At 69.3% G+C, this 25,858-nt stretch carries 21 protein-coding genes and 1 riboswitch; of the genes, 12 read left to right on the top strand and 9 right to left on the bottom strand.

Features of this window, described 5'->3' with window-relative positions; all coding sequences use genetic code 11:
- Positions 1 to 19: 19 nt before the first annotated feature.
- Both V7Z82_RS00105 and V7Z82_RS00100 read right to left on the bottom strand, forming a co-directional pair.
- Positions 20 to 622, bottom strand: coding sequence for a MazG family protein (locus tag V7Z82_RS00105; RefSeq protein ID WP_334148292.1), 603 nt, complete (start codon positions 620 to 622; stop codon positions 20 to 22).
- 96 nt (positions 623 to 718) lie between these two features.
- Positions 719 to 1,885, bottom strand: a complete 1,167-nt coding sequence (locus V7Z82_RS00100) for a Na+/H+ antiporter NhaA (RefSeq protein WP_334146692.1) — start codon at positions 1,883 to 1,885, stop codon at positions 719 to 721.
- Positions 1,886 to 1,969: 84 nt separating this feature from the next.
- On the opposite strand from V7Z82_RS00100, the gene V7Z82_RS00095 reads away from it, so the two are divergent.
- Both V7Z82_RS00095 and gdhA read left to right on the top strand, forming a co-directional pair.
- A complete protein-coding gene (locus tag V7Z82_RS00095) occupies positions 1,970 to 4,750 on the top strand; it encodes a phosphoenolpyruvate carboxylase (RefSeq protein ID WP_334146690.1) in 2,781 nt (926 codons plus the stop codon).
- Positions 4,751 to 4,866: 116 nt separating this feature from the next.
- On the top strand, positions 4,867 to 6,237 hold the full coding sequence (gene gdhA, locus V7Z82_RS00090; RefSeq protein WP_334146688.1) for an NADP-specific glutamate dehydrogenase: 1,371 nt from the start codon (positions 4,867 to 4,869) through the stop codon (positions 6,235 to 6,237).
- Between the two features lie 72 nt (positions 6,238 to 6,309).
- Here gdhA and V7Z82_RS00085 read toward each other — a convergent pair whose 3' ends face one another.
- The 5 genes from V7Z82_RS00085 to mfd form a co-directional block, all read right to left on the bottom strand.
- Positions 6,310 to 7,737 (bottom strand): APC family permease, encoded by a 1,428-nt coding sequence (locus tag V7Z82_RS00085; protein ID WP_334146686.1) that lies wholly within the window; start codon positions 7,735 to 7,737, stop codon positions 6,310 to 6,312.
- A gap of 157 nt (positions 7,738 to 7,894) precedes the next feature.
- Positions 7,895 to 10,864, bottom strand: a complete 2,970-nt coding sequence (locus tag V7Z82_RS00080; protein WP_334146684.1) for an aminotransferase — start codon at positions 10,862 to 10,864, stop codon at positions 7,895 to 7,897.
- Entirely contained in the window at positions 10,861 to 11,487 is a 627-nt protein-coding gene (locus V7Z82_RS00075; RefSeq protein WP_334146682.1) for a gamma carbonic anhydrase family protein, read from the bottom strand. The genes V7Z82_RS00080 and V7Z82_RS00075 overlap by 4 nt, the downstream gene beginning before the upstream one ends.
- Before the next feature lie 36 nt (positions 11,488 to 11,523).
- Positions 11,524 to 11,685: a hypothetical protein gene (locus V7Z82_RS00070; protein WP_334146681.1), complete on the bottom strand. Its 162-nt coding sequence runs from the start codon at positions 11,683 to 11,685 to the stop codon at positions 11,524 to 11,526.
- 76 nt (positions 11,686 to 11,761) lie between these two features.
- Complete coding sequence (gene mfd / locus V7Z82_RS00065) at positions 11,762 to 15,340, bottom strand: transcription-repair coupling factor (protein WP_334146679.1); 3,579 nt, start codon at positions 15,338 to 15,340, stop codon at positions 11,762 to 11,764.
- 448 nt (positions 15,341 to 15,788) lie between these two features.
- On the opposite strand from mfd, the gene V7Z82_RS00060 reads away from it, so the two are divergent.
- From V7Z82_RS00060 to V7Z82_RS00030, 7 genes are all read left to right on the top strand, one after another.
- Positions 15,789 to 16,352, top strand: a complete 564-nt coding sequence (locus tag V7Z82_RS00060; protein WP_334146677.1) for a GNAT family N-acetyltransferase — start codon at positions 15,789 to 15,791, stop codon at positions 16,350 to 16,352.
- 57 nt (positions 16,353 to 16,409) lie between these two features.
- Complete coding sequence (locus tag V7Z82_RS00055; protein ID WP_334146675.1) at positions 16,410 to 17,273, top strand: Fpg/Nei family DNA glycosylase; 864 nt, start codon at positions 16,410 to 16,412, stop codon at positions 17,271 to 17,273.
- A 79-nt stretch (positions 17,274 to 17,352) separates the two neighbouring features.
- Positions 17,353 to 17,497, top strand: a riboswitch (FMN riboswitch).
- A 53-nt stretch (positions 17,498 to 17,550) separates the two neighbouring features.
- Positions 17,551 to 18,582 (top strand): bifunctional diaminohydroxyphosphoribosylaminopyrimidine deaminase/5-amino-6-(5-phosphoribosylamino)uracil reductase RibD, encoded by a 1,032-nt coding sequence (gene ribD / locus V7Z82_RS00050; protein WP_334146673.1) that lies wholly within the window; start codon positions 17,551 to 17,553, stop codon positions 18,580 to 18,582.
- Positions 18,582 to 19,343, top strand: a complete 762-nt coding sequence (locus V7Z82_RS00045) for a riboflavin synthase (protein WP_334146671.1) — start codon at positions 18,582 to 18,584, stop codon at positions 19,341 to 19,343. Before ribD ends, V7Z82_RS00045 begins: the two co-directional genes overlap by 1 nt.
- On the top strand, positions 19,340 to 20,608 hold the full coding sequence (gene ribA / locus V7Z82_RS00040) for a GTP cyclohydrolase II (RefSeq protein WP_334146669.1): 1,269 nt from the start codon (positions 19,340 to 19,342) through the stop codon (positions 20,606 to 20,608). Before V7Z82_RS00045 ends, ribA begins: the two co-directional genes overlap by 4 nt.
- Positions 20,605 to 21,078 carry a 6,7-dimethyl-8-ribityllumazine synthase gene (gene ribH, locus V7Z82_RS00035; RefSeq protein ID WP_334146667.1) on the top strand — a complete coding sequence of 158 codons (474 nt, stop codon included), beginning with the start codon at positions 20,605 to 20,607 and terminating at the stop codon, positions 21,076 to 21,078. Before ribA ends, ribH begins: the two co-directional genes overlap by 4 nt.
- Before the next feature lie 81 nt (positions 21,079 to 21,159).
- Positions 21,160 to 21,513 (top strand): Fe-S protein, encoded by a 354-nt coding sequence (locus V7Z82_RS00030; protein WP_334146665.1) that lies wholly within the window; start codon positions 21,160 to 21,162, stop codon positions 21,511 to 21,513.
- A gap of 3 nt (positions 21,514 to 21,516) precedes the next feature.
- On the opposite strand, the gene V7Z82_RS00025 is transcribed toward V7Z82_RS00030, so the two are convergent.
- Positions 21,517 to 22,020, bottom strand: a complete 504-nt coding sequence (locus V7Z82_RS00025; RefSeq protein WP_334146663.1) for a GAF domain-containing protein — start codon at positions 22,018 to 22,020, stop codon at positions 21,517 to 21,519.
- A 45-nt stretch (positions 22,021 to 22,065) separates the two neighbouring features.
- On the bottom strand, positions 22,066 to 23,052 hold the full coding sequence (locus tag V7Z82_RS00020; RefSeq protein WP_442927575.1) for a LacI family DNA-binding transcriptional regulator: 987 nt from the start codon (positions 23,050 to 23,052) through the stop codon (positions 22,066 to 22,068).
- A gap of 159 nt (positions 23,053 to 23,211) precedes the next feature.
- Here V7Z82_RS00020 and V7Z82_RS00015 point away from each other — a divergent pair, with 159 nt between their 5' ends.
- From V7Z82_RS00015 to V7Z82_RS00005, 3 genes are all read left to right on the top strand, one after another.
- Positions 23,212 to 24,129, top strand: coding sequence for a carbohydrate ABC transporter permease (locus tag V7Z82_RS00015; protein WP_334146659.1), 918 nt, complete (start codon positions 23,212 to 23,214; stop codon positions 24,127 to 24,129).
- Between the two features lies 1 nt (position 24,130).
- Positions 24,131 to 25,021, top strand: coding sequence for a carbohydrate ABC transporter permease (locus V7Z82_RS00010; protein WP_442927489.1), 891 nt, complete (start codon positions 24,131 to 24,133; stop codon positions 25,019 to 25,021).
- A gap of 61 nt (positions 25,022 to 25,082) precedes the next feature.
- Positions 25,083 to 25,858 (top strand): ABC transporter substrate-binding protein (locus V7Z82_RS00005; protein WP_334146657.1); only part of this gene is annotated, 776 nt, incomplete at its 3' end.

Here is a 25,858-nt window from a genome sequence, read left to right as displayed (position 1 = left end):
GGTCGACCGTGCCGGTGGTTCAGGGCGCGGCCTCGGCGTCGCGCACCTGCGCCTCGAGCGTCCGCAGACGCTCCCGCAGGGCGCGCTCGGCGTCCCAGCCCTCGACGCGGGCCAGGGCGACGAGCGAGAGCAGCGCATCGCCGAGCTCCGCCTCCGACGTCGGAACGTCGACACGGGTGTCCTCCGCGACCGGAACGACGCCTGCCGCCCTGCCGACCAGCTTCTGCGCCAGCGCGAGCGCCGGCATCCCGCGCGGCACGCCGTCGAGCACGCTGCTGCGGGTGCGCTTCTCCGCCGCCTTCGCCGCATTCCAGTGCACGAGCACCGCTTCGGGCGTCTCGGCGACCTCGCCGGCGAAGACGTGCGGATGCCGTCGCACCATCTTCTCGGTCAGCGTCTGCGCCACGTCGTCGATGTCGAAGGGGTCGTCCGGATCCTGCGCCGCGATCGCCGAATGGAACAGCACCTGCCACAGCAGGTCGCCGAGCTCCTCGCGCAGATCCGCACGGGTGCCGTGCTCGACGGCATCGATCACCTCGTGCGACTCCTCGATCAGATACGGCACGAGGTCGCGATGCGTGATGCGCTGCGACCACACGCAGCGCTCCCGCACGGCCCGCATCGTCTCGGCCGCATCGCGCAGCGGATCGGTCCCGGGGCTGACCTGCTGGCCGGCGTTCTCAGACTGCGACGACACGATTCCTCCTCGATCGGATGCTCAGGATGCGGCTGCGGCGAGGCGACGGTACCACCGGGCGCGCAGCGAGACGATGATGCCGGAGAGCACGAGGGCGATGAGCGATCCGACCAGCACGCCGAGGATCGCCTGGTCGCGGATCCCGGCATCCGACGTGAAGGCGAGGTTCGCGAGCAGCAGCGAGACGGTGAAGCCGATGCCGCCGAGCGCCCCCGCCGCGAGGATGTCGAGGAACGGCAGCGCCGGCGCAGCACCCCTCGGCCGGATGCGCATGGCGATGAACCCGAACAGCGAGATGCCGACGATCTTGCCGACGGGGAGCGCCACGACGATGGCCCAGAACGCCGGCGACAGCTCACTCAGCGCAAGAGCCGGGATCACCACGAATGCGGCGACGAACGCGAACAGCGGCAGGATCCCGCCGTTCACGGTCGGTTCGAGCGCGTGGCGCGCTCGCCCCGCCGGGACCGGTGACATCACGAGGCCGAGGAGCACGCCGGCGATCGTGGCATGGATGCCGGATGCCGCGACGAGTCCCCAGGTGATGATGCCGACGAGGACCATCGCCGCCGCGATCAGCACGTGACCGTTCGCGTGCAGCGCCCTGCTGAGGAGCCAGAAGCACACGACACCGACGACGGCGAGTGCGAGCAGCACCCACTGCACGTCATGGGCGAACAGGACGGCGATGAAGATGATGCCGATGATGTCATCGAGGATCGCGAGCGCCAGGAGGAAGACGCGAACGGTCGAGGGCAGGCCCCGGCCGAACATCGCCAGGACGCCGAGCGCGAAGGCGATGTCGGTGGCGGTCGGGATCGGCCAGCCCGTCGCCGTCGCGCCGTCGCCGGCGATCAGCAGGTAGACCGCGATGGGCGCGAGCACGCCACCGGCCGCTGCGATCGCCGGCTGCACGGCCTTGCGCGGGGAATCGAGCTCGCCGTGGGTCAGCTCGTGACGCAGTTCGATCGCCACCACCAGGAAGAAGACGGCCAGCAGTCCGTCTGACACCCAGTGCGCGATCGAGAGATCGAGCGACGTTCCAGGAACCGCGATGTGGAAGTCGAGGACCGCGGCGAGCGCGTCATGCGTCGGGAGATTGGCGAGCAGCAGGCCGAGCCCCGCCGCGACGAGGAGCAGCACGGCCGGGAACTGCTGGCCGCGAAGAGGGTTCGCTGAGATGCGCATCGTCCCCATGCTAGATCGCGGGGGTCGGCGTCATGACCTGTCATGCGTGCAGGAGCCGCCTCCGACCCGGGATACTCTCGAACGGTGACCCCCGCACAGACATTCCCCGAGCCCACGAACACCGAGGCGATCCGTGTGATCGGCCGTTTCGAGGCCGGTCGTGGCATACCGGATGCGATGCGCTCCGACGTCAGGATGCTCGGCAACCTGCTCGGTCAGGTGCTGCGCGAGTCCGGCGGCGACGCGCTGTTCGACGATGTCGAGCGTCTGCGTCTCGCGACGATCCAGGCCTACGACGAGGAGACTCCCGACGCGTTCGAGCGCGCCGCGGCCATCGCCGAGTCGTTCACGGTCGCCCGTGCAGACGAGGTCGCCCGCGCCTTCACCTGCTACTTCCACCTCGTGAACCTCGCCGAGGAGCACCAGCGTGTGCGGGTGCTGCGCGAGCGCGCAGGACAGCCCGGCCCTTCGACAAGCTCAGGGGCCCAGGGCGCCGCCGCAGGGGCCCAGGGCGCCGCCGCAGGGACCCAGGGCGCCGCCGCAGGGACCCAGGATCGACCGGCCGACACGGTCGCGACCGCCTACGCGCAGCTCAAGCACGAGGTCGGCGAGGACGAGGCGCGCCGCCGCCTGGCCGGTCTGCGCTTCCACCCCGTCTTCACCGCACACCCCACCGAGGCGCGACGTCGCGCGGTGTCGTCGAGCATCCGCCGTCTCTCCGAACTGCTCACACAGCACGATGCGGCGAGCGAAGGCGGCGCGGAGGCCCACCGTGCCCAGCGTCGGATGCTGGAGGAGATCGACACCCTGTGGCGCACCGCGCCGCTTCGTTCGCAGAAGCCCTCGCCCACCGATGAGGTGCGCACGGTCATGAGCGTGTTCGACGAGACGCTCTTCACGACCGTCCCGCACGTGTACCGCCGGATCGACGACGCACTGCGCGGCGAGGAGTCCGGCTCCAGCGCCCCGGTCGTGCCCGCGTTCGTGCGTGTCGGCTCCTGGGTCGGCGGCGACCGCGACGGCAACCCCTTCGTGACGGCATCCGTCACCCGCGAGGCCTCGAGGATCGCGGCCGACCACGTGCTCCGCGGACTCGAGCGTGCGCTCGAGCGCATCGGCCGCACCCTCACGCTCGACGCCGATGGCACGCCCCCGAGCGTCGAGGTCGTCGCCCTGTGGGATCGCTTCGCCTCCGCCGAGCCCGAGCTCGCCACCGAACTCGCCGCACGCTCCCCCGAAGAGCCGCACCGTCGCGTGCTCCTGGCACTCGCGCACCGCGTCAGCGCCACCCGTCAGGGTGACAGCGCGCACCGCTACTCGCGTCCGGAGGAACTGCTCGACGACCTGCGCGCCGTGCAGACCTCGCTCGCCGACAGCGGCGCGAAGCGTCATGCCTTCGGCGGCGTGCAGCACCTGATCTGGCAGGTCGAGACCTACGGCTTCCATCTCACCGAGCTCGAGGTGCGCCAGCACTCGCAGGTGCACGCCACGGCCCTCGCCGAGCTCGAGAGCGGCGAGCCCATCAGCGCGCAGACGGAAGAGGTGCTCGAGCTCTTCCGCGTGATCGCCGAGATCCAGCGCGACCGCGGTCTGCAGGCGGCCGGCCGCTATGTGGTGTCGTTCACGCAGGCGGCATCCGATCTCGCGAACGTGCATCGTCTCGCGAAGCACGCGCTCGGTGACGACGCGCCGGTGCTCGACGTCGTGCCGCTCTTCGAGACCTTCGCCGATCTGCAGGCAGCGCCGGAGATCCTGGCGGAAGCCGTCACCTTCCCCGAGTTCCGGGCGCGCATGGCCGCGACCGGCAATCGCCTCGAGGTCATGCTCGGCTACTCCGACTCCTCGAAGGACGTCGGGCCCGTCGCCGCGAACCTCGCCCTCTACGAGGCGCAGGAGAAGATCGCCCTCTGGGCGAAGGACGCCGACATCGAGCTGACCCTGTTCCACGGCCGCGGCGGTGCGCTCGGCCGCGGCGGCGGACCCGCCAACTCCGCGATCCTGGCGCAGCCGCCGCACTCGGTCGACGGCCGCTTCAAGCTCACCGAGCAGGGCGAGGTCATCTTCGCGCGCTACGGCGAGCCCGCGATCGCCATGCGGCACATCGACCAGGTCGCCGCCGCCACCCTGCTCGCATCCTCGCCCTCGGTCGAGGAGCGCACGAGCGGTGCGGCCGCCCGCTACGCCGAGGTCGCCGCAGTCATGGACGTCTCCTCGCGTGAACGCTTCTTCTCGCTCGTGAAGGCAGAGGGCTTCGCGCCGTGGTTCGCCACCGTCACCCCGATGGAGGAGATCGGACTGCTCGCCCTCGGCTCGCGTCCGGCCCGCCGCGGACTCTCGGTCGAATCCCTCGAAGACCTGCGGGCGATCCCGTGGGTGTTCGCGTGGACGCAGGCTCGCATCAACCTCGCCGGCTGGTTCGGCCTCGGCACGGCACTGGAAGCCGTCGGCGATGAGGCGATGCTGGTCGAGGCGTACCGCGAATGGCCACTGCTGCGCACCATGATCGACAACGTCGCGATGAGCCTCGCGAAGACCGACGAGCGCATCGCCCGCCAGTACCTCGCACTCGGCGACCGCGACGACCTCGCAGCCCTCGTGCTCGACGAGCTCGCCCTGACCCGCGAGTGGGTGATCCGCCTGACGGGCGGTGACGGCCTGCTCGTGAACAAGCCGGTGCTCCAGCGCGCGGTGCAGCTGCGCAGTCCGTACGTCGACGCCCTCTCGCTGCTGCAGCTGCGCGCGCTTCGTGCGCTGCGCTCCGCCGCGGCCGAGGACGCCACCGGTTCCGGTGCGGATGCCGAGCAGCAGCGCCTGCTCCTGCTGTCGGTCAGCGGCGTCGCCGCCGGCCTGCAGAACACCGGGTGACCCCCGACCTGCGCCCGTGGATGCGGGCGATAGAGTGAAAACTCGCGCCCGATCCGGCGCAGCCTCACGCGACACGATCGCCTGCACGACAATCCCCCATTGAGAGAGCCTTCCGCGTGACCGCCAAGACCCCTGCCGATTTCCATCCCCTCGACGCAGCAGTGCAGCCCGTCTTCGACACGGTGCTGTCGCGCAGCCCGCACGAACCCGAGTTCCACCAGGCCGTGCATGAGGTGCTGCATTCGATCGCACCGGTCCTGGCCGCGCACCCGGAGTACGTCGACGGCGGCATCCTCGAACGACTCGTCGAGCCGGAGCGCCAGATCCTGTTCCGCGTGCCGTGGGTCGACGACTCGGGCACGCTGCAGGTCAACCGCGGCTACCGCATCCAGTTCTCCTCGGTGCTCGGACCGTACAAGGGCGGACTCCGCTTCCACCCCTCGGTGAACCTCTCGATCATCAAGTTCCTCGGCTTCGAGCAGATCTTCAAGAACGCCCTGACCGGCCAGGGCATCGGCGGCGGCAAGGGCGGTTCGGACTTCAACCCGCACGGCCGCTCCGACGCCGAGGTCATGCGCTTCTGCCAGTCGTTCATGAACGAGCTCTACCGTCACCTTGGCGAGCACACCGACGTCCCAGCCGGCGACATCGGGGTCGGCGGTCGCGAGATCGGCTACCTCTTCGGGCAGTACCGCAAGGTCACCAACCGCCACGAGTCGGGCATGTTCACCGGCAAGGGCACCGGCTGGGGCGGCGCGCAGGTGCGCACGGAGGCCACCGGCTACGGCGCGGTGTTCTTCGCACAGGAGATGCTCGCGGTGCACGGCGACTCGCTCGAAGGCAAGCGCGTGGGCATCTCCGGCTCCGGCAACGTGGCGATCTACGCGATCCAGAAGGCGACCCAGCTGGGGGCTGTGGCCGTCACGGCATCCGATTCCTCCGGCTACGTCGTCGACGACGCAGGGATCGATCTCGACCTGCTGCGTCAGCTGAAGGAGGTCGAGCGCGCGCGCATCGTCGAGTACGCGAACCGTCGTCCGAGTGCACGCTTCGTCGAGAGCGGCAGTGTCTGGGAGGTGCCGGTCGACATCGCAGTGCCCTCCGCGACGCAGAACGAGGTCAGCCTCGCCGACGCCGAGGCACTGATCGCGAACGGCGTGCGCGCGGTGTCCGAGGGCGCGAACATGCCCTGCGTCCCGGCAGCGGTCGACGCGTTCCAGCAGGCCGGTGTGCTCTTCGCACCTGGCAAGGCCGCGAACGCGGGCGGCGTCGCCACCTCGGCGCTCGAGATGAGCCAGAACGCCTCGCGTCAGCGCTGGAGCTTCGGCGACAGCGAGAACAAGCTGCGCGAGATCATGTCAGACATCCACAGCGCCGCCTTCGATGCTGCAGAGCGCCATGGCGTCGCGGGCGACTACGTCGCCGGTGCGAACATCGCCGGCTTCGAGCGGGTCGCCGCGGCGATGCTCGCACAGGGCGTCATCTGATCCGTCACCGATTCGACGAGAAGAGCCGCCTCCCCTCCCGGAAGGCGGCTCTTCCCGTGTCAGGGTGCTCGGTCAGCTCTCGTCGACCGGCACCGTGACGACCTTGTTGTACCCGGTCACCGCCTGGTTCTCGTCGAAGGCGACGACCTTCTTGCGGAATCCCTTCGTGATGATCGCGAGGTAGATGAGCCCGATCACGGTCCACACCAGCCCGCCGCGCAGGGCATCCTCGTGGAGGTTCGCCCACAGGAGTCCGGTGAGGACCATGCCGATGCCCGGCATCACGATGAAGTGGAAGACGTCGCTCGGGGTCTTGCGACGCCCCTTCCGGATCGCGAACCAGGCGATCACCGAGATGTTGACGAACGTGAAGGCGATCAGCGCGCCGAAGTTGATCCACGCGGCGATCAGCTCGAGCGTGAACGGGATCGCCAGCAGCGAGATCGCACCGACCAGCACGATGTTGAACGTCGGCGTGTGCGTCTTCGGGTTGATGTAGCCGAACACCTTCTGCGGCAGCACGTTGTTGCGACCCATCACCAGCAGCATGCGAGACACCGAGGCGTGCGAGGCGAGGCCGGAGGCGAGTGTGGCGCAGAAGCCGGCCGCGGTGAGCACGGCCATCAGCACCGGGCCGCCGACCAGATTGCCGATGATCGGCAGCGTGGAGTCCTCGACGAACTGCATGTCTCCACCTGGGGCGAACTCGTTCCAGTCCGGGAAGCGCAGCTGCGAGAGGTAGCCGGCGATCAGGAAGATGGCGCCGCCGAGGAGCACCGTGAGCAGAATCGCCTTCGGCATGATCTTCGGGTCCTTCGCCTCCTCCGCGTACATCGTGACGGCGTCGAAGCCGATGAACGAGAAGCAGACGATCGTGGCGCCCATCAGCACCGCGCTCATCGTGGCGCCGTCGTGCAGGAACGGCGCGACCGAGGCGATCGTGCCGGCTCCCTCGCCGCGCATGAGCTGTGCGACGACGAGCACGACGAAGACCGCCATCACGATGATCGAGAACACCAGCAGGATCATGTTCAGGTTCGAGGTGCCGCGCATCGTCAGGTAGATGATGCTGGTGACGAGGATGCAGTAGAGCACGACCCAGATCCAGCCGGGGATGTCGGGGAACAGCGCCTCGAGGTAGCTCCGGATGATGAGGCAGTTGACCATCGGCAGGAGGACGTAGTCGATCAGTGAGGTCCAGCCGACCATGAAGCCCAGGTTCGGGTGGATCGACTCGCGCACGTACGTGTACGCGGAGCCGGCACTCGGGATCGCCCCGGAGATCTTGCCGTAGCTGATCGCGGTGAAGACCATCACGACGAGTGCGACGAGGTACGCGGCCGGCACCACGTTGTCGGTGTCGCGGGCGACCATGCCGAAGGTGTCGAAGACGACCGTCGGCGTCATGTATCCGAGCCCGAGTCCGACGATCGCCCAGAGTCCGAGGTTCCGCCTGAGCGTCCCTCCGCCTTGCGCGAGCGGCTTTGTCTTCGTGGCCATGTGTACTCCTCGGGGAACAGCGCATGGGTCGGACCGCGGGTCGTCCGACGCTGTGCATCAGTATGGACCCACGGGATTCCTCAGCGCGACCCCCAATTCAGGTACGAAATGCGCATGTAACAAACGAAAACTGCACGGGATTCGAAGGCGGCGCTGTTCACCATCCGTCGGTGAGCGCCCGGTCCAGCATCGCGACCACGTGGTCGGCGCTCTGCGCCGTGAGACACAGCGGCGGTTTGATCTTCAACACGTTGGATCGCTCGGAGGTCGTGAGCACGATGACGCCGAGTTCGCGCATCCGCTCGCAGATCGCCGCCGCCTCTGCTGCCGCGGGTTCCATGGTGTCGCGGTCCCGCACGAGTTCGACACCGAGATAGAGCCCCTCGCCGTGCACGACCCCGACGAGCGGATGCCGGTCGGCGAGCTCGCGAAGTCCGGCGGCGAGGTGCTCGCCGACCACCGCGGCATTGCGCTGCAGGTCGTCCTCGACCATCGCATCGAGCACCGCGATGCCGACCCGGCAGCTGAGCGTGCTGCCCCCGCCAGAGGAGAAGAACTGCCCCTGCGTCGACAGGGCGTCCGCGATGCGCTTCGAGGTGATGACCCCGCCGATCGGATAGCCGTTGCCCATCGGCTTCGCGATCGTGACGATGTCGGGCACGACACCGGCGAGCTCGAAACCCCAGAAGGCAGAACCCATGCGGCCGAATCCGACCTGCACCTCGTCGGCGATGCACAGCCCGCCCGCCGCCCTGACCTGCGCATAGGCACCGGCGAGGTAGCCGTCCGGGAGCACCACGCCGCCGGCGTTGCCGAGGATCGACTCGCACAGGAACGCGGCCACCTCGCGGCCTTCGTCATCGAGCAGCGCCAGGTCGGTCGCGAGATCGGCGAGGTAGTCGCCGGCCACATCGTCACCGCGGTACGTCCCGCGGAATCGGTTCGGGACATCGGCGACGTGCACCCAGTCCGGGCGCGTTGCCAGGGCGAAGGGGTTGTCGTAGGCGCTGGTGGTGACCGCATCGCTGGCCATCGTCCATCCGTGGTACGCCTCGCGCAGCGCGACGACCGTTCGGCGGCCGGTGGCCGCCTGCGCCAGCCGGATCGCGAGATCGACCGCCTCGGAGCCGCTGTTCACCAGCAGCACCGTGTCGAGGTCGCCGCCCGCCGGCATCAGGGCGAGCAGCCGTTCGCTGTACTCGGCGAGATCGCGGAACAGGAAGCGGGAGTTCGTGGCGAGCGTTCGCAGCTGGCGCGCGGCGGCATCCGCGACCTTCGGATGCGCGTGGCCGAGGCCGGCGACGTTGTTCACCATGTCGACGTACGTGCGGGCGGTGGTGTCGATCAGGTGGTGCCGCCAGCCGCGTTCGATCTGCGGCGGATGCTCGTAGTAGCGCTCCTGGGCGGCGGCGAAGATCCGTTCGCGGCGATGCAGCTCTGCATCTGCCTCGTCGTCCTGCACGAAGGACGGCAGCCCGAGCAGCGGCGCAGGGTCCACGGTGAGGCGACGCCACGCAGGCACGCGCTCCGGGGCGACCAGTGCCGCTCCGTCCGCCTGGCGTTCGGGGGCATCCGCCCGGTGGATGCCGACCGTCATCCGCCGCGGCTCGAACGGCGCCGCGAGCCAACCCAGCGTCTCGCCGGCGCTCAGCGGACGCTCGCGCCGCTCCTCGGCGTCGAGGCCCGAGATCTCGAGCACCCATTCCGGGTGATCATCCGACCCTTCGTGGTCGAGGACCATGCGCGCGACGCCGCCCCGCTGCGTCACCCGTCCGGTCGCCGGCGCCGTCACCCTCGCCCGCGTGCCGGCGGGGAAGTGCAGCTCGCACGCGGTCGCCCAGGTCTCTCCCGACTGAGCGCTGTCGACGGTCGCACGCGTCAGTCGGAACGCGCCGTAGGGCAGCACGGCCACGGCGACGCCGAGTTCGATCGCGTCGTCGATCAGCCCCTGCTCCGCCGTCTCGTCGAGCCAGCGCCCGGCGTCGAGCGCGGCGGACTCGACACCGGGGTCGATCACGGCCACCCGACCGGTGAGGTCAGGCAGCAGCGCGGCGAGCGGAGCGGCATCCGACTCCCCTGCGAGATCAGCCGCATCGAATCCGCCGTCGGCTGTCCCGACCGTGGCGAGCACGTGCTCGGTCATCTCGACGAGCGGCAGCAGCGTGGCGGCGTCGAAGATCGCCTGCTCGCCGGCGATCCGCTCCCTCGCGTAGTCGTTCGCACCGTCGATCTCGAGCTGACGCCACCCGCTCGCCACCAGCAGCGCGGCGCGGAGCACCACGAGCGGCCAGACCGCCCGAGCCTCTGCCTCGTGCAGCGGCGCATCCAGGTGGAAGGCGGCGACGGTCTCGAGCACCCGCAGCGGTCGCTCCGGCTCGTGATGCAGCATCGACGAGACGCACACCGCGAGCTCCGCGACGCGCCACCCGAGCGCGAGATCGCCGAGGTCGAGGACCGTGTGCGGGTGCAGCCGGGAATCCGCACCGCGCTCCCCCATCACGTTGTCGTCGGTGAGGTCGCCGTGGATCGCCTGCACCGGCAATGCCTCGACGAGCGGCGCGAGCGCGGCACCCGCCTTCGCCGCTGCGCGCAGCACCCGCCCGCGGAGCACGGAGTCGGCGATCGACGGGGCGAGCGCCTCGACCTGCTCATGCGCCACCCGCATGTCCCACATCTGCTCGCGATCGAGACCGTGGTGGTCGAGGGAGGCCAGTGCGTTCACGGATGCCGCGGCGAGCGCCCCGAACTCGGCGAGGACCACCGGGGCGAGGTACCCGGCGTCGACCAGCGGCTCCCCCGGCGCGAACTCGCTGCGACGTGCGGCGAAACCGCTCCAGCGCTGCGTGAGGGCACCGTCGAGTCCAGGGAGCACGGCAGGGACGCTGACGCCGGCGTCGCGGTAGGCGTCGAGCGCGGCATGCTGGGCATCGCGAGCATCATCGCCGAAGACGGGATTGTCGATCCGCAGCACGCTCGTCGTGCCGTCGTCGGCCGTGAGCAGGAAGTTCCGATCCTGGTTGCTGCCGAGCTCCTCGGCAGTCGCCGTGACGCCGTAGCACTCGAGCGCGATGCGCGCGGCATCCGCTGTGCTGACATCGGGACGGACCAGGCCTGTGCCGTCCGTCATGCGCGGTGCTGCCCGCGGTGCGTGCCGTCGATGCTCACGTCGTCCGCATGCCGCGCGAGCGAGCTGCCGTAGCGCTCGGTCAGCTGCACCATGAGGTCGGGCGTGTCACGATCGACGCCGAACACGTGACCGGGGAAGTCGAGGTCGGGCTGTGCTGCGGCGATCTCCTCCTCGCGATCCGGCGAGAACAGCTGCGCCGGATCGCCGACGGCCACCCAGCCGATCGGCACGACGGTGCCTTCGGGCAGCACGGCTCGACGCAGCACGATCGCGTTGACGCGAACTTCGCAGCGAGGTCCGATCAGCGCGCCGTTGAAGAGGCGTGAGCCGGAGGCGAGGAAGACCTCCTCGCCGACCGTCGCGCCGGCGATGCTCGAGAGCGTGCCGATCAGTGTGTGCGATCCGATGTGCACGGCGTGCGCCGCGGTCGCGCGGATCAGCGCGTTCTCCATCACGATGACATGCTCTCCGAGCGTGATCGGCCCGCCCTCTGCCGTGATCACGGCGCCGTGCAGGACCTGGCAGCCGGCGCCGATCTCGACATCGCCGGAGATCACGGCGGTGGGAGCGACGACGGCGGTGTCATGGATCCGGGGCCGAGCCCCGAGGTGCTCGTACAACATGAGGTCAGCGTAGTGCGCCCCGCGTCGGTCAGCGCGCTACTTCTTCGTCGCCGCTCTGCCGCGCAGCATCCCGATCACGACCGTCGCGAGGAACAGGACGATGCCGAGCACGGCGAGCCAGACGAGGCCCTTGACGACGAAACCGAGCACGGCCAGTGCGGCCCAGGCCAGCAGGAGGATGATCAGCAGGATCCACATGGCTTCAGCATCCGCCCGCTCGACAGGCGTCGCACATGCCATTGACCCTGTCGCGCTCGTCGGCTAGGAGTCGAGGTCACTCGGCCTTGACCGGCTCAGGGAAGATCGCCGTGAACAGCTGGTCCACCCATTCGAGCAGCGCTTCGTCCGGCAGCGGCTCGAGGCCGACACCGACCGCGGCCGGCACGGTCGGCATCGGAACGACCATCGCCTCGCCGCTCGCCACGAGCTTCGCCTTCGGGTAGAGCCGCTGCAGGCGCACCTTGATCGAGTCCTCGAGGCGAGCAGGGGCGATCCGCAGGTTCGACCCCATCACGACCACATCCGTGAGTCCGGCGCGCGCGGCGCGACGACGCAGGCGGGCGACGGAGAGCAACCCCTGCACCTCGTCGGGTGGCGTGCCGTAGCGGTCGGTGAGTTCGTCGATCACGAGGTCGAGCGCGTCGTCCTTCGCGGTCGCTGCGGAGGCCGCGGAGAGCTTCTGGTACGCCTCGAGGCGCAGCCGCTCGCTGTCGATGTAGTCCTCGGGGATGCGCGCGTCGAGCGGCAGCTCCAGCCGCAGCTCCTGTCCGCTCTCGACGTCTTCACCGCGGAACGTCGCGACGGCCTCGCCGATCATGCGCAGGTACAGGTCGAACCCGACACCGGCGATGTGTCCGGCCTGCTCGGCGCCCAGCATGTTGCCTGCGCCGCGGAGCTCGAGGTCCTTCAGCGCGACCTGCATGCCGGAGCCGAGGTCGTTGTTCACCGCGATGGTCTGCAGGCGGTCGGCAGCGGTCTCGCTGAGCGGCTTCATCTCGTCGTACAGGAAGTACGCGTAGGCGCGCTCGCGTCCTCGACCCACCCGGCCGCGCAGCTGATGCAACTGGCTGAGCCCGTACTTGTCGGCACGGTCGATGATGATGGTGTTCGCGTTCGCGATGTCGAGACCGGTCTCGATGATCGTCGTCGAGACGAGCACGTCGAACTTGCGCTCCCAGAAGTCGTCGACGACCTGTTCGAGCTGATGCTCGCCCATCTGTCCGTGCGCCACCGCGATCCTGGCCTCCGGCACGAGTTCGGCGAGCTCGCTCGCGACGCGCTGGATCGACTGCACCCGGTTGTGCACGAAGAAGATCTGCCCTTCGCGGAGGATCTCGCGGCGGATCGCCGCGGCCATCTGCTTGTCGCTGCGAGGGCCGACGAAGGAGAGGATCGGATGCCGGTCCTCCGGCGGCGTCGCGAGCGTCGACATCTCGCGGATGCCGGTCACCGCCATCTCGAGGGTTCGCGGGATCGGGGTGGCGCTCATCGCGAGGATGTCGACGTTCGTCTTCATCTTCTTGAGCGTGTCCTTGTGCTCGACGCCGAAGCGCTGCTCCTCGTCGATGATCATCAGACCGAGGTCCTTGAACATCACCTGATCGGTGAGGATGCGGTGGGTGCCGATCACCATGTCGACCGAACCCTCGAGCAGTCCCTGCAGCGTGAGCCGCGCTTCCTTGTCGGTCTGGAATCGCGAGAGCGGACGCACCTTGACCGGGAAGCCGGCGAATCGCTCGGTGAAGGTCTCGAGGTGCTGCTTCACGAGCAGCGTGGTCGGGACGAGCATCGCGACCTGCTTGCCGTCCTGGATCGCCTTGAACGCCGCACGCACAGCGACCTCGGTCTTGCCGAAGCCGACGTCGCCGGAGAGCAGGCGGTCCATCGGGATCGGCCGCTCCATGTCGGCCTTGATCTCGTCGATCGTCTGCAGCTGGTCGGGGGTCTCCGCGAACGGGAACGCCTCCTCCAGCTCGCGCTGCCACGGGGTGTCCGGGCCGAAGGCGTGGCCCTTCGCGCTCATGCGCGCCGAATACAGCTTCACCAGCTCGACGGCGATGTCGCGAACGGCCTTGCGTGCCTTGCCCTTCGCCTGCGACCAGTCGCTGCCGCCCATCTTCGACAGGGTCGGTGCTTCGCCGCCCACGTACTTCGAGAGCAGGTCGAGCTGATCAGTCGGCACGTAGAGCTTGTCGCCGGGGTAGCCCCGCTTGGACGGCGCGTACTCGAGCACGAGGTAGTCGCGGATCGACTTGGTGGCGTTGCGCCCGCCGGTGGAGACCTCGCGCTTGGTCATCTCCACGAAGCGGCCGATGCCGTGCGTGCCGTGCACGACGAAGTCGCCGGGCTTGAGCTGCAGCGGGTCGACCACGTTCTTGCGGCGCGAGGCCAGCTTCTTGACGACGCGCTGGTCGCCGCCGATCGTGCGGCCGTAGAACTCGTTGTCCGTGAGGACCGCGAGCTTCGCCTCCGGCACCTGGTAGCCGGCCTCGACCGAGCCGCAGACGAGCGTCGCGATGCCGCCCTCAGGGGCATCGGTGAGCGCCTCGACGACCCTGGCGGCGATGCCGCGATCGGCGAGCACGTCGCGCGCACGGTCGACGAGTCCCTGCCCGGTCGCGATGACGACGACGCGCCAGCCGTCCGCGACCCTGGCCTCGACGAACGAGATCGCGCCGTCGACGTTGCCGTGGAAGGAGGGGATCACCGTGGCGTCGAGGTTCGTCGCATCGGCGTCGCCCTCGCCGAGTCCTGCACCGAAGGGGCTGAGCCGCCACCACACACCGCCGCGGTCGCGGACGACCTCGCGCAGCTGGGCGATCGTCAGGAAGTCGCCCGAGCCGAGGTCGATCGGGGCGGATGCGCCGGAGGTCGCCGCGCTCCACGCGGCGTCGAGGAACTCGCGGTTCGTGTCGCCGAGCGTGATCGCTCGTGCGGTCGAGCGCTCGGGGTCGACCACGGCGGTCGCGCTGCCCGCCGGCATGTACTCGGCCAGCGACTTGAGCGGACCGGACACCGCCGGCAGCAGGGACTCCATGCCCTCGACCGGGATGCCCTCTGCCATCTTCTCGAGCATCCCCGAGATCGCGGGGAAGCCGCCGATGAGGGCTCTCGCACGGTCGCGCACATCGGCGGTCAGCAGCAGCTCGCGGCTCGGCGGCAGGTCGACGCCGTCGACGTCGCCGGGCAGCGACCGCTGGTCGGCGACCGAGAAGGCGCGGATCTGGTCGATCTCGTCGCCGAAGAACTCGACGCGGTACGGATGCTCCGACGTCGGCGGGAACACATCGAGGATGCCGCCGCGCACCGCGAACTCGCCTCGGCGGGACACCATGTCGACTCGCGAGTACGCGCGCTCGACGAGCTGCTCTGCGACCGTGTCGAGTTCGTTGCCCCTGCTGTTCGTGCGGAGCTCGAGCGGGGTGATCTCGCCGAGGTTGCCGGCGATCGGCTGCAGGGCGGCGCGGACGGAGGCCACCACGATGAGCGGGTGATCGCCCGACCACTCGGCGACGCGGCGCAGCGTCTGCAGTCGATGGCCGACCGTGTCGGGGCTCGGGCTGAGCCGCTCGTGCGGCAGCGTCTCCCACGCGGGGAACGTGAGGATCTGCGCCTCCGGCAGCAGGTAGGCGCCGAGCGCCTGCGCCACGCTCTCGGCTCGACGGCCGGTCGGCGCGACCGCCAGGAGGGCGGCAGGATGCCCCGCAGCGGCCCGCTTGGTCAGGAGCCCTGCGAGCGTCGGGGCGTCGAGCCCGTCGACGAGGCCGAGGTCGGCGTCGGTCTGCGCCCAGCCGAGCGCATCTCGGTACAGGGTCGCCTCTTCCAAGGCGCGCAGAATCCCGGGAACAGTCACCGGATAAGCCTAGTCGCGGCGTCCGACATCGCGGCGCGGCAGGGCGTCCCTCCCCGCAGCATCCACTTCTCCCCTGCCGCCTCTCCGCATCCTCCTCTCCCCTGCCGAGCGGCCCCTTTCGAGACGACCCGGCCCTTTACGACCGTCCGAAAGGGGGCCGCTCGCACAGAAAGGGGCCGCTCGGCAGCGCGACCGAGCCGCTCGCGCTTGTCACCCAGCATCCGTCTCGTCCCGTGCGAGAGTCCCGCCCACCTGTGCGAGCGGCCCCTTTCCGGACGACCCGGCCCCTTAGGACCGTCTGAAAGGGGGCCGCTCGCACAGAAAGGGGCCGCTCGGCGCAGAGATGGGCAGCGCGGCACAGAAAGGGGGCGCTCGGCACAGAGAGGGGCAGCTCGGCACAGCGAGGGGCAGCGCGGCACAGGGGTGCGCCGGACGGTACCGTGTGCGGATGGAGAAGGTGACACTCGAGACCGGACGACTCGTCCTGTCGGCGCCGACGGATGACGACATCGACGCGATCACGGCGGCGTGCCAGGATCCGGAGATCCCTCGGTGGACGACCGTGCCGAGCCCGTACTCACGCCAGGACGCCGCGGACTTCGTACGACTCGTCGACGAGTGGTGGGCCGACGGCTCCCAGACCATCTGGGCACTGCGCGTCGACGGCACGCTGATCGGCACGATCGGACTCCATCACATCGCCGACCATCCGACGGGTGGTCACGCCGAACTGGGCTTCTGGGTCACGGCCGAGGCACGTGGCACCGGCTATGCCGTCGAGGCGTCCCGTGCCGTCATCGACTGGGGCTTCGCCGAACTCGGGCTGGCCCGCATCAGCTGGCGGGCCGTGGCGGGCAACGTCCCCTCCGCCCGCGCGGCCCGCGCACTCGGCTTCCGGTACGAGGGACTGCAGCGTCGAGCGCTCACGAGCTCGCGCGGCCGCGATGACGGCTGGGTCGCCGGCCTCCTCGCGATCGACGACCGCACCCCGGCGGAGTGGCCGGTGCTCTGAACGCTCTCCCCAGACCGGAGGGGTGCCGATGTCGGATGCCGGTGGCAGGATGTCACCATGCCGGAGATGCCGGAAGTCCAAGGTCTGACGCTGTTCCTCGGCGAGCGCGCTGTCGGACGCACGATCACCCGCACGAGCGTGGCCGCGATCGCCGCGTTGAAGACGTACGACCCGCAGATCACCGCGCTGCACGGCGCGGAGATCACGGCGGCGACACGGCTCGGCAAATTCATCGTACTGTCGTGCGGCGACGACCTGCACCTCGTCTTCCACCTCGCGAAGGCGGGATGGCTGCGCTGGTACGAGACCCTGCCGGCGACGCTGATCAAGCCGGGAAAGACCCCGATCGCGCTGCGCGTGGCGCTCGACGACGGCAGCGGCTTCGATCTCACTGAGGCAGGAACGAAGAAGTCGCTCGCCGTGTACGTCGTCCGCGATCCGCAGGATGTCCCCGGCATCGCCAGGCTCGGCCCCGATCCGCTCGACGACGCGTTCACGCGCGACGTCTTCGCGTCGCTCCTCGATGGACGCCGGACCCAGATCAAGGGGCTGCTGCGCGATCAGGCCGTGATCGCCGGGATCGGCAACGCCTACTCCGACGAGATCCTGCACGCCGCGCGCATGTCTCCCTACGCGATCGCCGCGACGTTGACCGACGACGACGTCGACCGGCTGTTCGCGTCGATGCAGCACACGCTCACCGAGGCGGTGGCCGAAGCATCCGGCAAGCCGCCGGCCGACCTGAAGGATGCCAAACGGCGCGGCATGCAGGTGCACGCCCGCCGGGGCGAAGCCTGCCCGGTGTGCGGCGACACCGTCCGGAGCGTGTTCTTCGCCGACCGCTCGCTCGAGTACTGCCCGACCTGCCAGACCGGCGGCAAGCCGCTCGCCGACCGACGCCTGTCCCGGCTGCTCAAATGACCGGCACCGACCGCGCACGTGACAGGTATATGACGCGGAATGAATTCCCATCAGGCGCGTTGAGTACACTCAGAGCATCAACGTGCTCCGGGGTCGGTGAGAATCCGAACCGGCGGTGACAGTCCGCGAGCGCCGAGGGAGACCTCGGTGCCGATCCGGTGGAATTCCGGGACCGACGGTGGTGCGAGGGAGACCTCGCTAGTCCGGAAGGGAGGCAGCACGGTGCGCCGCAGCGCGCGCGTTCTGCAACCCCCGGAGCCTCAGAGAAGGACGACGGATGGCAGTGAACGCGAACGAGCGCCAGGCGATGACCCGCGCGCTGGAGCTCGCAACGCACGGTCCGCGCGGGGTGAACCCCCAGGTGGGCGCCGTCATCCTCTCCCCGAACGGCGACATCCTCGCTGAGGGCTGGCACCACGGCGCCGGCACCCCGCACGCCGAGGTCGACGCGCTCTCGAAGCTCTCCCCCGGCCAGGCCGAGGGCGCGACCGCAGTGGTGACGCTCGAACCCTGCAACCACACCGGCCGCACCGGTCCGTGCGCCGTCGCGCTGATCGAGGCGGGTGTCGCCAGGGTGATCTACGCGCTCGACGATCCTGGTGTGCTCTCCGGCGGCGGAGCCGAGCGGCTGCGCGCCGCCGGCGTCGACGTCGAGGGCGGCGAGCAGGCCGATGCCGCGCACCGCGTGATCGACGGCTGGCTCACCGCGCAGCGACTCGGCCGCCCGCACGTCACCGTGAAATGGGCGCAGAGCCTCGACGGACGCGCTGCTGCCGACGACGGCACCAGTCAGTGGATCACCGGGCCCGATGCGAGGGCCGATGTGCACCGACGGCGCGCGCAGGCCGATGCGATCGTCGTCGGCACCGGCACGGTCCTCGCCGACGACCCCGCACTCACCGCTCGTGACGGTGACGCTCTCCTCCCCTCGCAGCCGGTGCCCGTCGTGATCGGCTCGCGCGAGACGCCGACGGATGCCGCAGTGCGCCGCCACCCGCACGAGCCCCTCTTCTTCGACACCCGCGACCTGCACCAGGTGCTGGCCGACCTGCACGCCCGCGGCATCCAGAGCGTCTTCGTCGAGGGCGGGCCGACCCTGGCCAGCGCGTTCGTCGCAGCAGGACTCGCCGACCGCGTGCTGGCGTACATCGCTCCGGTCCTGCTCGGCGGCAGCCGCTGGGCGCTGACCGATATCGGGGTGTCGACCATCGGCGAGGCGCGACGCCTCACCGTCGATGAATGGGTGCCCCTCGGGGCAGACCTGCTGGCGATCGCCCACCCGGCGGTCGAGAACGAAGGAGTCGTCTGATGTTCACCGGAATCATCGAGGAGATCGGCGAGATCACCGCCATCGCCCCGGCAGGAGACGGCTGGCGGCTGACCGTGCGCGCACCCCGCGCTGCAGCGGACGCCGTGCACGGCGAGTCCATCGCGGTCTCCGGCGTCTGCCTGACCGTCGTCGGATCGACGGCCGACACCTTCAACGCCGACGTGATGAAGCAGACGCTCGACGTGGCAGCCCTCGGCGGCGCCACGGTCGGCACCAGGGTCAACATCGAGAAGGCCATGCCGGTGGGCGCCCGCCTCGGCGGACATATCGTGCAGGGGCACGTCGACGGGGTCGGCGAGGTCATCGACGTGCGCCCCGGCGAGCAGTGGAGCGTGCTGCGGATCAGCCTTCCCGCCGACCTCGCACCGCTCGTGGTCGACAAGGGCTCGATCTCGATCGACGGCACCTCGCTCACAGTGAGCGCCGTGAGCGCCCCTTCGACAGGCTCAGGGACCCAGGGAACAGGCCCAGGGACCCAGGGAACAGACTCAGGGACCCAGGGAACAGGCTCAGGGACCCAGGGAACAGGCTCAGGGACCCAGGGAACAGGCTCAGGGACCCAGGCAGCGCACTGGCTCGAGGTCTCGCTGATCCCGGAGACCCTCGCCGCGACCACGCTCGGCGCCCGCGCGATCGGTGACCGCGTGAACCTGGAGACCGATATCCTCGCCCGTCACGTCGAGCGTCTGCTCGCCTTCAGATCGGACGATCGCACTGCACCGGAAGGAGGCTCGCGATGAGCCTTTCCACCATCCCCGAAGCGCTCGACGCACTGCGCGCCGGCCGGCCAGTGCTGGTCGCCGACGACGAGAACCGCGAGAACGAGGGCGACGTCATCCTCTCCGCCGAGCTCGCGACGCCCGAGTGGGTCGCCTGGACGGTCCGCTGGTCCTCCGGCTTCATCTGCGCGCCGATGCCGACCGACCTCGCCGACAGCCTCAACCTGCAGCCGATGGTCGCGGCGAGCGAAGACCTGCGCTCCACCGCGTACACGGTCAGCGTCGACGCCGCCGAGGGCGTGACGACCGGCATCAGCGCGCACGACCGCGCGCACACCCTGAATGTGCTGGCGAACCCGGAGTCCACGGCGCGAAGCCTGATCCGACCAGGACACGTGCTGCCCCTGCGTGCAGTCGACGGCGGCGTGCGCGAACGCAGCGGCCACACCGAGGCAGCGGTCGAGCTCATGCAGCTCGCCGGTCTCCGTCCGGTCGGCGCGATCGCCGAGGTCGTCGCCGAGGACGGCAGCATGATGCGACTCCCTGGCCTGATCGAGCTCGGAGCCCGCGACGGGGTGCCGGTCATCACGATCGAGCAGCTGATCGCGCACCTTGAAGAGGTCGATCCGCGCAACGGCACCGCCGGGCCGCACAGCAGTCGCCGGGTGAGCCTGCGAGCGGATGCCACGGTGCCGACCACGCACGGCACGTTCCGGTTCCTCGCGTACAAGGATCGCGTCACCGGCACCGACCACATCGCTGTCGTCTCGGGAGAGCCGACCGAGACCTCGCTCGTGCGGGTGCACTCGGAATGCCTGACCGGCGAGGCCTTCGGCTCGCTCAAGTGCGAGTGCGGCCCGCAGCTCGATGCCGCTCTCGACGCGATCGAGCAGGACGGCGGCATCGTCATCTACATGCGCGGTCACGAGGGCCGCGGCATCGGGCTGATCAACAAGCTGCGCGCCTACAGCCTGCAGGAGGAGGGGCTCGACACGGTCGACGCCAACCTCGCGCTCGGTCTGCCGGCGGATGCCCGCGAGTACGCCGCGGCGGCCGGGATCCTGAACGATCTCGGCGTCTCGAAGGTGCGTCTGCTGACGAACAACACCGACAAGGTGAACCAGCTGCGCGCCCTCGGCCTCGACGTCGTCGAGCAGGTGCCGCTGATCGTCGGCGTCGGCCCGAACAACCACCAGTACTTGGAGACCAAGCGTGACCGTATGGGTCACATCATCGGCGCCGAAGAGCTCGCAGAGGCTCTCGCGGAAGGAAAGGACGACGCATGAGCGGCTCGGGAGCACCCACGACCGGCGACATCGATGGACGGGGACTCGACGTCGTCATCATCGCCGGCACCTGGCATGACGTGATCACGAACGGCCTGATCGCCGGCGCGGAGCGCGTGCTGAACGATGCGAAGGCCACGCACCGGCTCGTCCGGGTGCCCGGTTCGTTCGAGCTGGCACTCGCAGCGCAGGCAGCGTTCGCCGGCGGCGCTGACGCCGTTGTCGCCCTCGGCGTGATCATCCGCGGCGGAACGCCGCACTTCGAGTACGTCTCGGCTGCGACGACCGACGGACTCACCAGGGTCGCGCTCGATGCCGGCAAGCCGGTCGGTTTCGGCGTGCTCACCCTCGATGACGAGCAGCAGGGCATCGACCGTGCAGGTCTCGAGGGCTCGAAGGAGGACAAGGGCGCAGAGGCAGCGGATGCCGCGCTGCGCACCGCGCTCCTCGTTCGCGAGCTGCGCGGCTGAGCGGTCGAACCAGCGCGTCACGGCGCTGAGGTCAGCCTGCCCTTGCTGGCGGAATATCGGCGGTCTTCGTAGCGTGAGGGCATGGAGACCCTGCGCCACATCGTGCTCTTCGTCCACCTCATCGGCTTCGCCGTGCTCTTCGGGGCCTGGGCCGTCCAGGCCTTCGGCGGCAAGCGGGAGTTCACCCGGCTGATGAGCATCGGGATGACGATCGCGGCGATCGCCGGCCTCGCGCTCGCGGCTCCGTGGGGCATCTCCTACGAGTTGAACTACGTGAAGATCGGCGTGAAGCTCGTGCTCCTGCTGATCATCGGCGCACTCCTCGGCATCGGCACCGCGCGGCAGAAGCGCGGAGCATCCGTCCCGCCGGTCATGTTCTGGCTCGTCGGCATCCTGACCGCGGCGAACGCCGCGATCGCCGCCATCTGGCGCTGACCCTCACTTTTCAGCGCGGTACCTGTCCCACACCGCGAGCGTCGGCGCGCTGACGCTCGCGGCGCGGATCCGCTGCCAGTTGCGTCCGCCTCGGCCGAATGTCGCCTGCACGTCGGGCGGCACCGAGCCCTCGTCGACGGGGTCCGCGAGCCAGTCGCAGCGCCGAACGTGCACGAGATCAGCGGCGGCTGCCGCCGCGCCGGCGTCGTAGGTCCACGGGCCGACGATGCGCCCGAGATACGTCAGCCCGTCGACGTCCCTCGTCCAGACGAAGGCGCCGATCGGCGCCTTCGCGAACCGCTCGATGCGCCACGCCAGCCGGATGCCGGCCTGCGCATCCGCCGTGACCAGCGCCTCGGCCAATGATCCAGGGGCCGGCTCCAGCCTGCCGCCGATCCCGCAGATCCCCAGCTCGAGCGCCCGTTCCGGCCCGACCCAGGGCGGCACGGCATCGTCGCGCGAGCGCATCGGAGCGCGGTAGACCGGGGTCTCGACAGTCGCAGCCATGCCTTCGACTCTACGCAGCGGGCGCTCGTGGCCGGTCGACGCGGATCACCGGACGCGCGGGGCGGCGCTGCTCCCCCGCACCACGAGCTCCGTGCTCACGAGCGGCGTCCTCGGGGGCTCACCGCCGTCGAGTTCCACGAGCAGCGCATCGACGGCCAGTGCACCGACCCGCTCCGGGTGCTGCTGCACGGTCGTGAGCGGCGGCCACAGCTGCGCGGCATCCGGCAGGCCGTCGAAACCCACCACGCTGACGTCGTCCGGGATGTCGAGCCCTGCCTCTCGGAACGCGCGCACGAGCCCGATCGCCATCTGGTCGTTCGCCGCGAACACGGCCGTCACATCGTCGCGCCCTCGCAACTGCAGACCGGCGCGATAGCCGGATTCGGCGCTCCAGTCGCCGAAGATCACCTCGGGTGTCGGACGCCCGGCTGCCTCGAGGGTCGCCTGCCACGCTTCACGCCGTCGCTCGGCCGAGTACGACTCGGCTGGACCGGTCACGTGCCACACCGTCTCGTGTCCGAGCCCCAGCAGATGCTCCGTGGCGAGTCGCGCACCCTGCGCCTGATCGGTGTCGACGAAGGGATGCGTGGTTCCGCGATTCGAGTCGACCAGCACGATCGGCATGCCCTCCGGGATCTCCACATCCGCCTCGTCGAGTTGATGCGCCTCGAGCACGATGATGATGCCGTCGACCGCATGCTCCTCGATGCGGCGGAAGGCGCCGGCCACGGTCTCGACGGCGCTGGATTCGACCGGGATGAGCGTCAGGGCGTACCCCCGCTGCGAGGCGCGCACCGCGATCGCGTCGAGCGTGCGCTGATTGCCGTAGGAGCTGAACGAGAACATCACGACGCCGATGGTGCGGAACCGTCCTGATCGCAGCGCCCTGGCTGCGCTGTTGGGGCGGTAGCCGAGGTGCTGCATCGCCAGCTCGACGCGCTCCCTGGTGGCGGCACCGACGTAGCCGCGGGCGTTCACGACGCGCGACACGGTCTGACCGGAGACACCGGCTTCGCGCGCCACATCCTCCATCGAGGGCTCTCTGCGGCGCTGCGACTGCTCTGTCGAAGGTTCCAGGCTCACGAGAAATCATCCATTCATGTGTTGACGTTGACACACTACCAACACATCGCATATGTTGACGTTGACACACGGCGCAGTGGGCGCCATGACTTGGAGAAGGTCTCGTCGATGACGACTGAAATCATTGCGGCGCCGCCGGCTGCCGGCATCCGCCGCCGCGAGAAGCGCGACTGGAAGGGATGGGCCTTCGTCGGCCCGTTCATGGTCGTCTTCGCCCTGGTGTTCCTCACACCGCTCGCCTATGCGCTGTACCTCAGTTTCTTCCAGGAGAAGCTGATCGGGGGCACCGCCTTCGTCGGGTTCGACAACTATGTGCGAGCGCTCGGCGACTCCCAGTTCTGGGAGGCGTTCGGCCGCGTCGTCCTGTTCCTCGTGGTGCAGGTGCCGATCATGCTCGCCCTGGCGCTGGCCGCGGCGCTCGCACTCGACAGCGCCCGGCTGCGCGGAGCATCCTTCTTCCGCATCCTGATCTTCCTGCCGTACGCCGTTCCAGCGGTCGTCGCGGTGCTGATGTGGGGATACATCTACGGCGACCAGTTCGGTCTCGCGTCGAACTTCAACGACCTGATCGGCAGCTCCTTCTTCACGCCGTTCGCCAAGGAGTGGATCCTCGTCTCGATCGGCAACATCGTGACCTGGCAGTTCGTCGGCTACAACATGCTGATCTTCTACTCCTCGCTCAAGACGATCCCCACCGACATGTACGAGGCCGCGTCGCTCGACGGCGCAGGCGTCTGGCGCACGATCTTCTCGATCAAGATCCCGTCGGTGCGTGGCGCTCTCGTGATCGCCACGATCTTCTCGATCATCGGCAGCTTCCAGCTCTTCAACGAGCCCAACATCCTCCGCCCGCTCGCACCGAACGTGATCACGACGTACTTCACCCCGAACATGTACGCGTACAACCTGTCGTTCGCAGGGCAGCAGTTCAACTACGCCGCGACGATCGCCATCATCATGGGTGTCATCACGGCCGTGATCGCCTACGTCGTGCAACTGCGCGGCTCCAAGTCGGAGGTGCGCTGAGATGGCACTCCCCCTCGTCCGTCCTGCACGCAAGAGCAACGGCCACCTGAACCCGCGCTCGTCGAAGACGCTGCTGATCGTCATGATCGTGTACGCGCTGTACACCCTGGTGCCACTGGTATGGCTGCTGTTCAGCTCGACCAAGACGCAGTCAGGACTGTTCAGCTCGTTCGGGCTCTGGTTCGCCGACGACTTCGCGTTCTTCGACAACCTGGTCGCGACCTTCTCGTACCGCGACGGCATCTTCCTCCGCTGGCTCGGCAACACGCTGCTGTACGTGGTCGTTGGTGCGGGCGGCGCGACGCTGCTCGCGACCATGGCCGGCTACGGCCTCGCGAAGTACCGCTTCCCCGGTCGCCCTGCGGTGTTCGCGATCGTGCTCGGCGCCGTTGCGGTCCCGGGCACGGCGCTGGCGGTCCCGACGTTCCTGCTCTTCAGCGAGCTCGGACTCACCAACACCCCGTGGGCGGTGATCATCCCCTCCCTGATCAGTCCGTTCGGCCTGTACCTGATCTGGGTGTTCGCGACGGAATCGGTCCCGACCGAACTGCTCGAGGCCGCGCGCATCGACGGCGCAGGCGAGTTCCGCACCTTCTTCACGATCTCGATGCGCCTGCTCGCACCGGGCATCGTGACGGTCGCCCTGTTCACGGTGGTCGCCACCTGGAACAACTACTTCCTGCCGCTGATCATGCTGTCCGACCCCGCCTGGTACCCGCTCACGGTCGGCCTGAACCAGTGGAGCTCGCAGGCCATCGGCGCCGGATCCCAGCCGATCTACAACCTCGTGATCATGGGCTCGCTCCTCACCATCATCCCGATCGTCATCGCCTTCCTGCTGCTGCAGCGGTTCTGGCAGTCAGGTCTCACCGCGGGAAGCGTCAAGCAGTAGGCGCCACCGCTCCACCACCCCGCGGTCCGATGCTGGACCGCACCCCCGAAAGGACACAGCAATGAAGCACCTTCCCAACCCCGCTGCGCGCCGCACCCTGACGGTGCTCGCAGTCGGCACCGTCGCCGCGCTCGCGCTGGCCGGTTGCAGCACCGGAGGCTCCGACACCGGCAGCGGCGCAGCCGCCGGCGACGGCTCCTTCGACTCGGTCGAGGCCGCGCTCGAGAAGGGCGGCGAGATCACGTACTGGTCCTGGACCCCCTCCGCCGAGGACCAGGCTGCGGCGTTCATGAAGGAGTACCCGAACGTCAAGGTCAACGTCGTCAACGCCGGCACCAACAACGACGAGTACACGAAGCTGCAGAACGCGATCAAGGCCGGCTCCGGTGCACCGGACGTCGTGCAGATCGAGTACTACGCCTTCCCGCAGTTCTCACTCACTGACGCGTTCACCGACCTCTCGCAGTACGGCTTCGCGGACTTCGAGGACGACTACACCGCGTCGACCTGGAACTCCGTCACCGAGGGTGACGCGATCTACGGTCTCCCCCAGGACTCGGGCCCCATGGCGCTGTTCTACAACAAGGCCGTCTTCGACGCCGCCGGCATCGCCGTGCCGACGACGTGGGACGAGTACTACGAGGCGGCCAAGGCGATCCACGCCGCCAACCCTGACGCGTACATCACGAACGACACCGGCGACGCCGGCTTCGCGACCTCGATGATCTGGCAGGCCGGTGGCGAGCCGTTCGCGACGGACGGCACCGACGTCACGATCGACCTCCAGGACGAGGGCTCGAAGAAGTGGACCGAGAACTGGAACCGCCTCGTCGAGGA

The sequence above is a fragment of the Microbacterium sp. genome (assembly GCF_036823965.1).
In the GTDB taxonomy this organism is placed as follows: Bacteria; Actinomycetota; Actinomycetes; order Actinomycetales; family Microbacteriaceae; genus Microbacterium.
This window is presented reverse-complemented; position numbering and strand designations above follow the sequence as displayed.

Coding starts and splice junctions, on each gene's coding strand:
- V7Z82_RS00105 (WP_334148292.1), bottom strand. CDS start 622: ATGCGGGCCGTGCGGGAGCGCTGCGTGTGGTCGCAGCGCATCACGCAT.
- V7Z82_RS00100 (WP_334146692.1), bottom strand. CDS start 1,885: ATGCGCATCTCAGCGAACCCTCTTCGCGGCCAGCAGTTCCCGGCCGTG.
- V7Z82_RS00085 (WP_334146686.1), bottom strand. CDS start 7,737: ATGGCCACGAAGACAAAGCCGCTCGCGCAAGGCGGAGGGACGCTCAGG.
- V7Z82_RS00080 (WP_334146684.1), bottom strand. CDS start 10,864: ATGACGGACGGCACAGGCCTGGTCCGTCCCGATGTCAGCACAGCGGAT.
- V7Z82_RS00075 (WP_334146682.1), bottom strand. CDS start 11,487: ATGTTGTACGAGCACCTCGGGGCTCGGCCCCGGATCCATGACACCGCC.
- V7Z82_RS00070 (WP_334146681.1), bottom strand. CDS start 11,685: ATGTGGATCCTGCTGATCATCCTCCTGCTGGCCTGGGCCGCACTGGCC.
- V7Z82_RS00060 (WP_334146677.1), top strand. CDS start 15,789: ATGGAGAAGGTGACACTCGAGACCGGACGACTCGTCCTGTCGGCGCCG.
- V7Z82_RS00055 (WP_334146675.1), top strand. CDS start 16,410: ATGCCGGAGATGCCGGAAGTCCAAGGTCTGACGCTGTTCCTCGGCGAG.
- ribD (WP_334146673.1), top strand. CDS start 17,551: ATGGCAGTGAACGCGAACGAGCGCCAGGCGATGACCCGCGCGCTGGAG.
- V7Z82_RS00045 (WP_334146671.1), top strand. CDS start 18,582: ATGTTCACCGGAATCATCGAGGAGATCGGCGAGATCACCGCCATCGCC.
- ribA (WP_334146669.1), top strand. CDS start 19,340: ATGAGCCTTTCCACCATCCCCGAAGCGCTCGACGCACTGCGCGCCGGC.
- ribH (WP_334146667.1), top strand. CDS start 20,605: ATGAGCGGCTCGGGAGCACCCACGACCGGCGACATCGATGGACGGGGA.
- V7Z82_RS00030 (WP_334146665.1), top strand. CDS start 21,160: ATGGAGACCCTGCGCCACATCGTGCTCTTCGTCCACCTCATCGGCTTC.
- V7Z82_RS00025 (WP_334146663.1), bottom strand. CDS start 22,020: ATGGCTGCGACTGTCGAGACCCCGGTCTACCGCGCTCCGATGCGCTCG.
- V7Z82_RS00020 (WP_442927575.1), bottom strand. CDS start 23,052: ATGGAGGATGTGGCGCGCGAAGCCGGTGTCTCCGGTCAGACCGTGTCG.
- V7Z82_RS00015 (WP_334146659.1), top strand. CDS start 23,212: ATGACGACTGAAATCATTGCGGCGCCGCCGGCTGCCGGCATCCGCCGC.
- V7Z82_RS00010 (WP_442927489.1), top strand. CDS start 24,131: ATGGCACTCCCCCTCGTCCGTCCTGCACGCAAGAGCAACGGCCACCTG.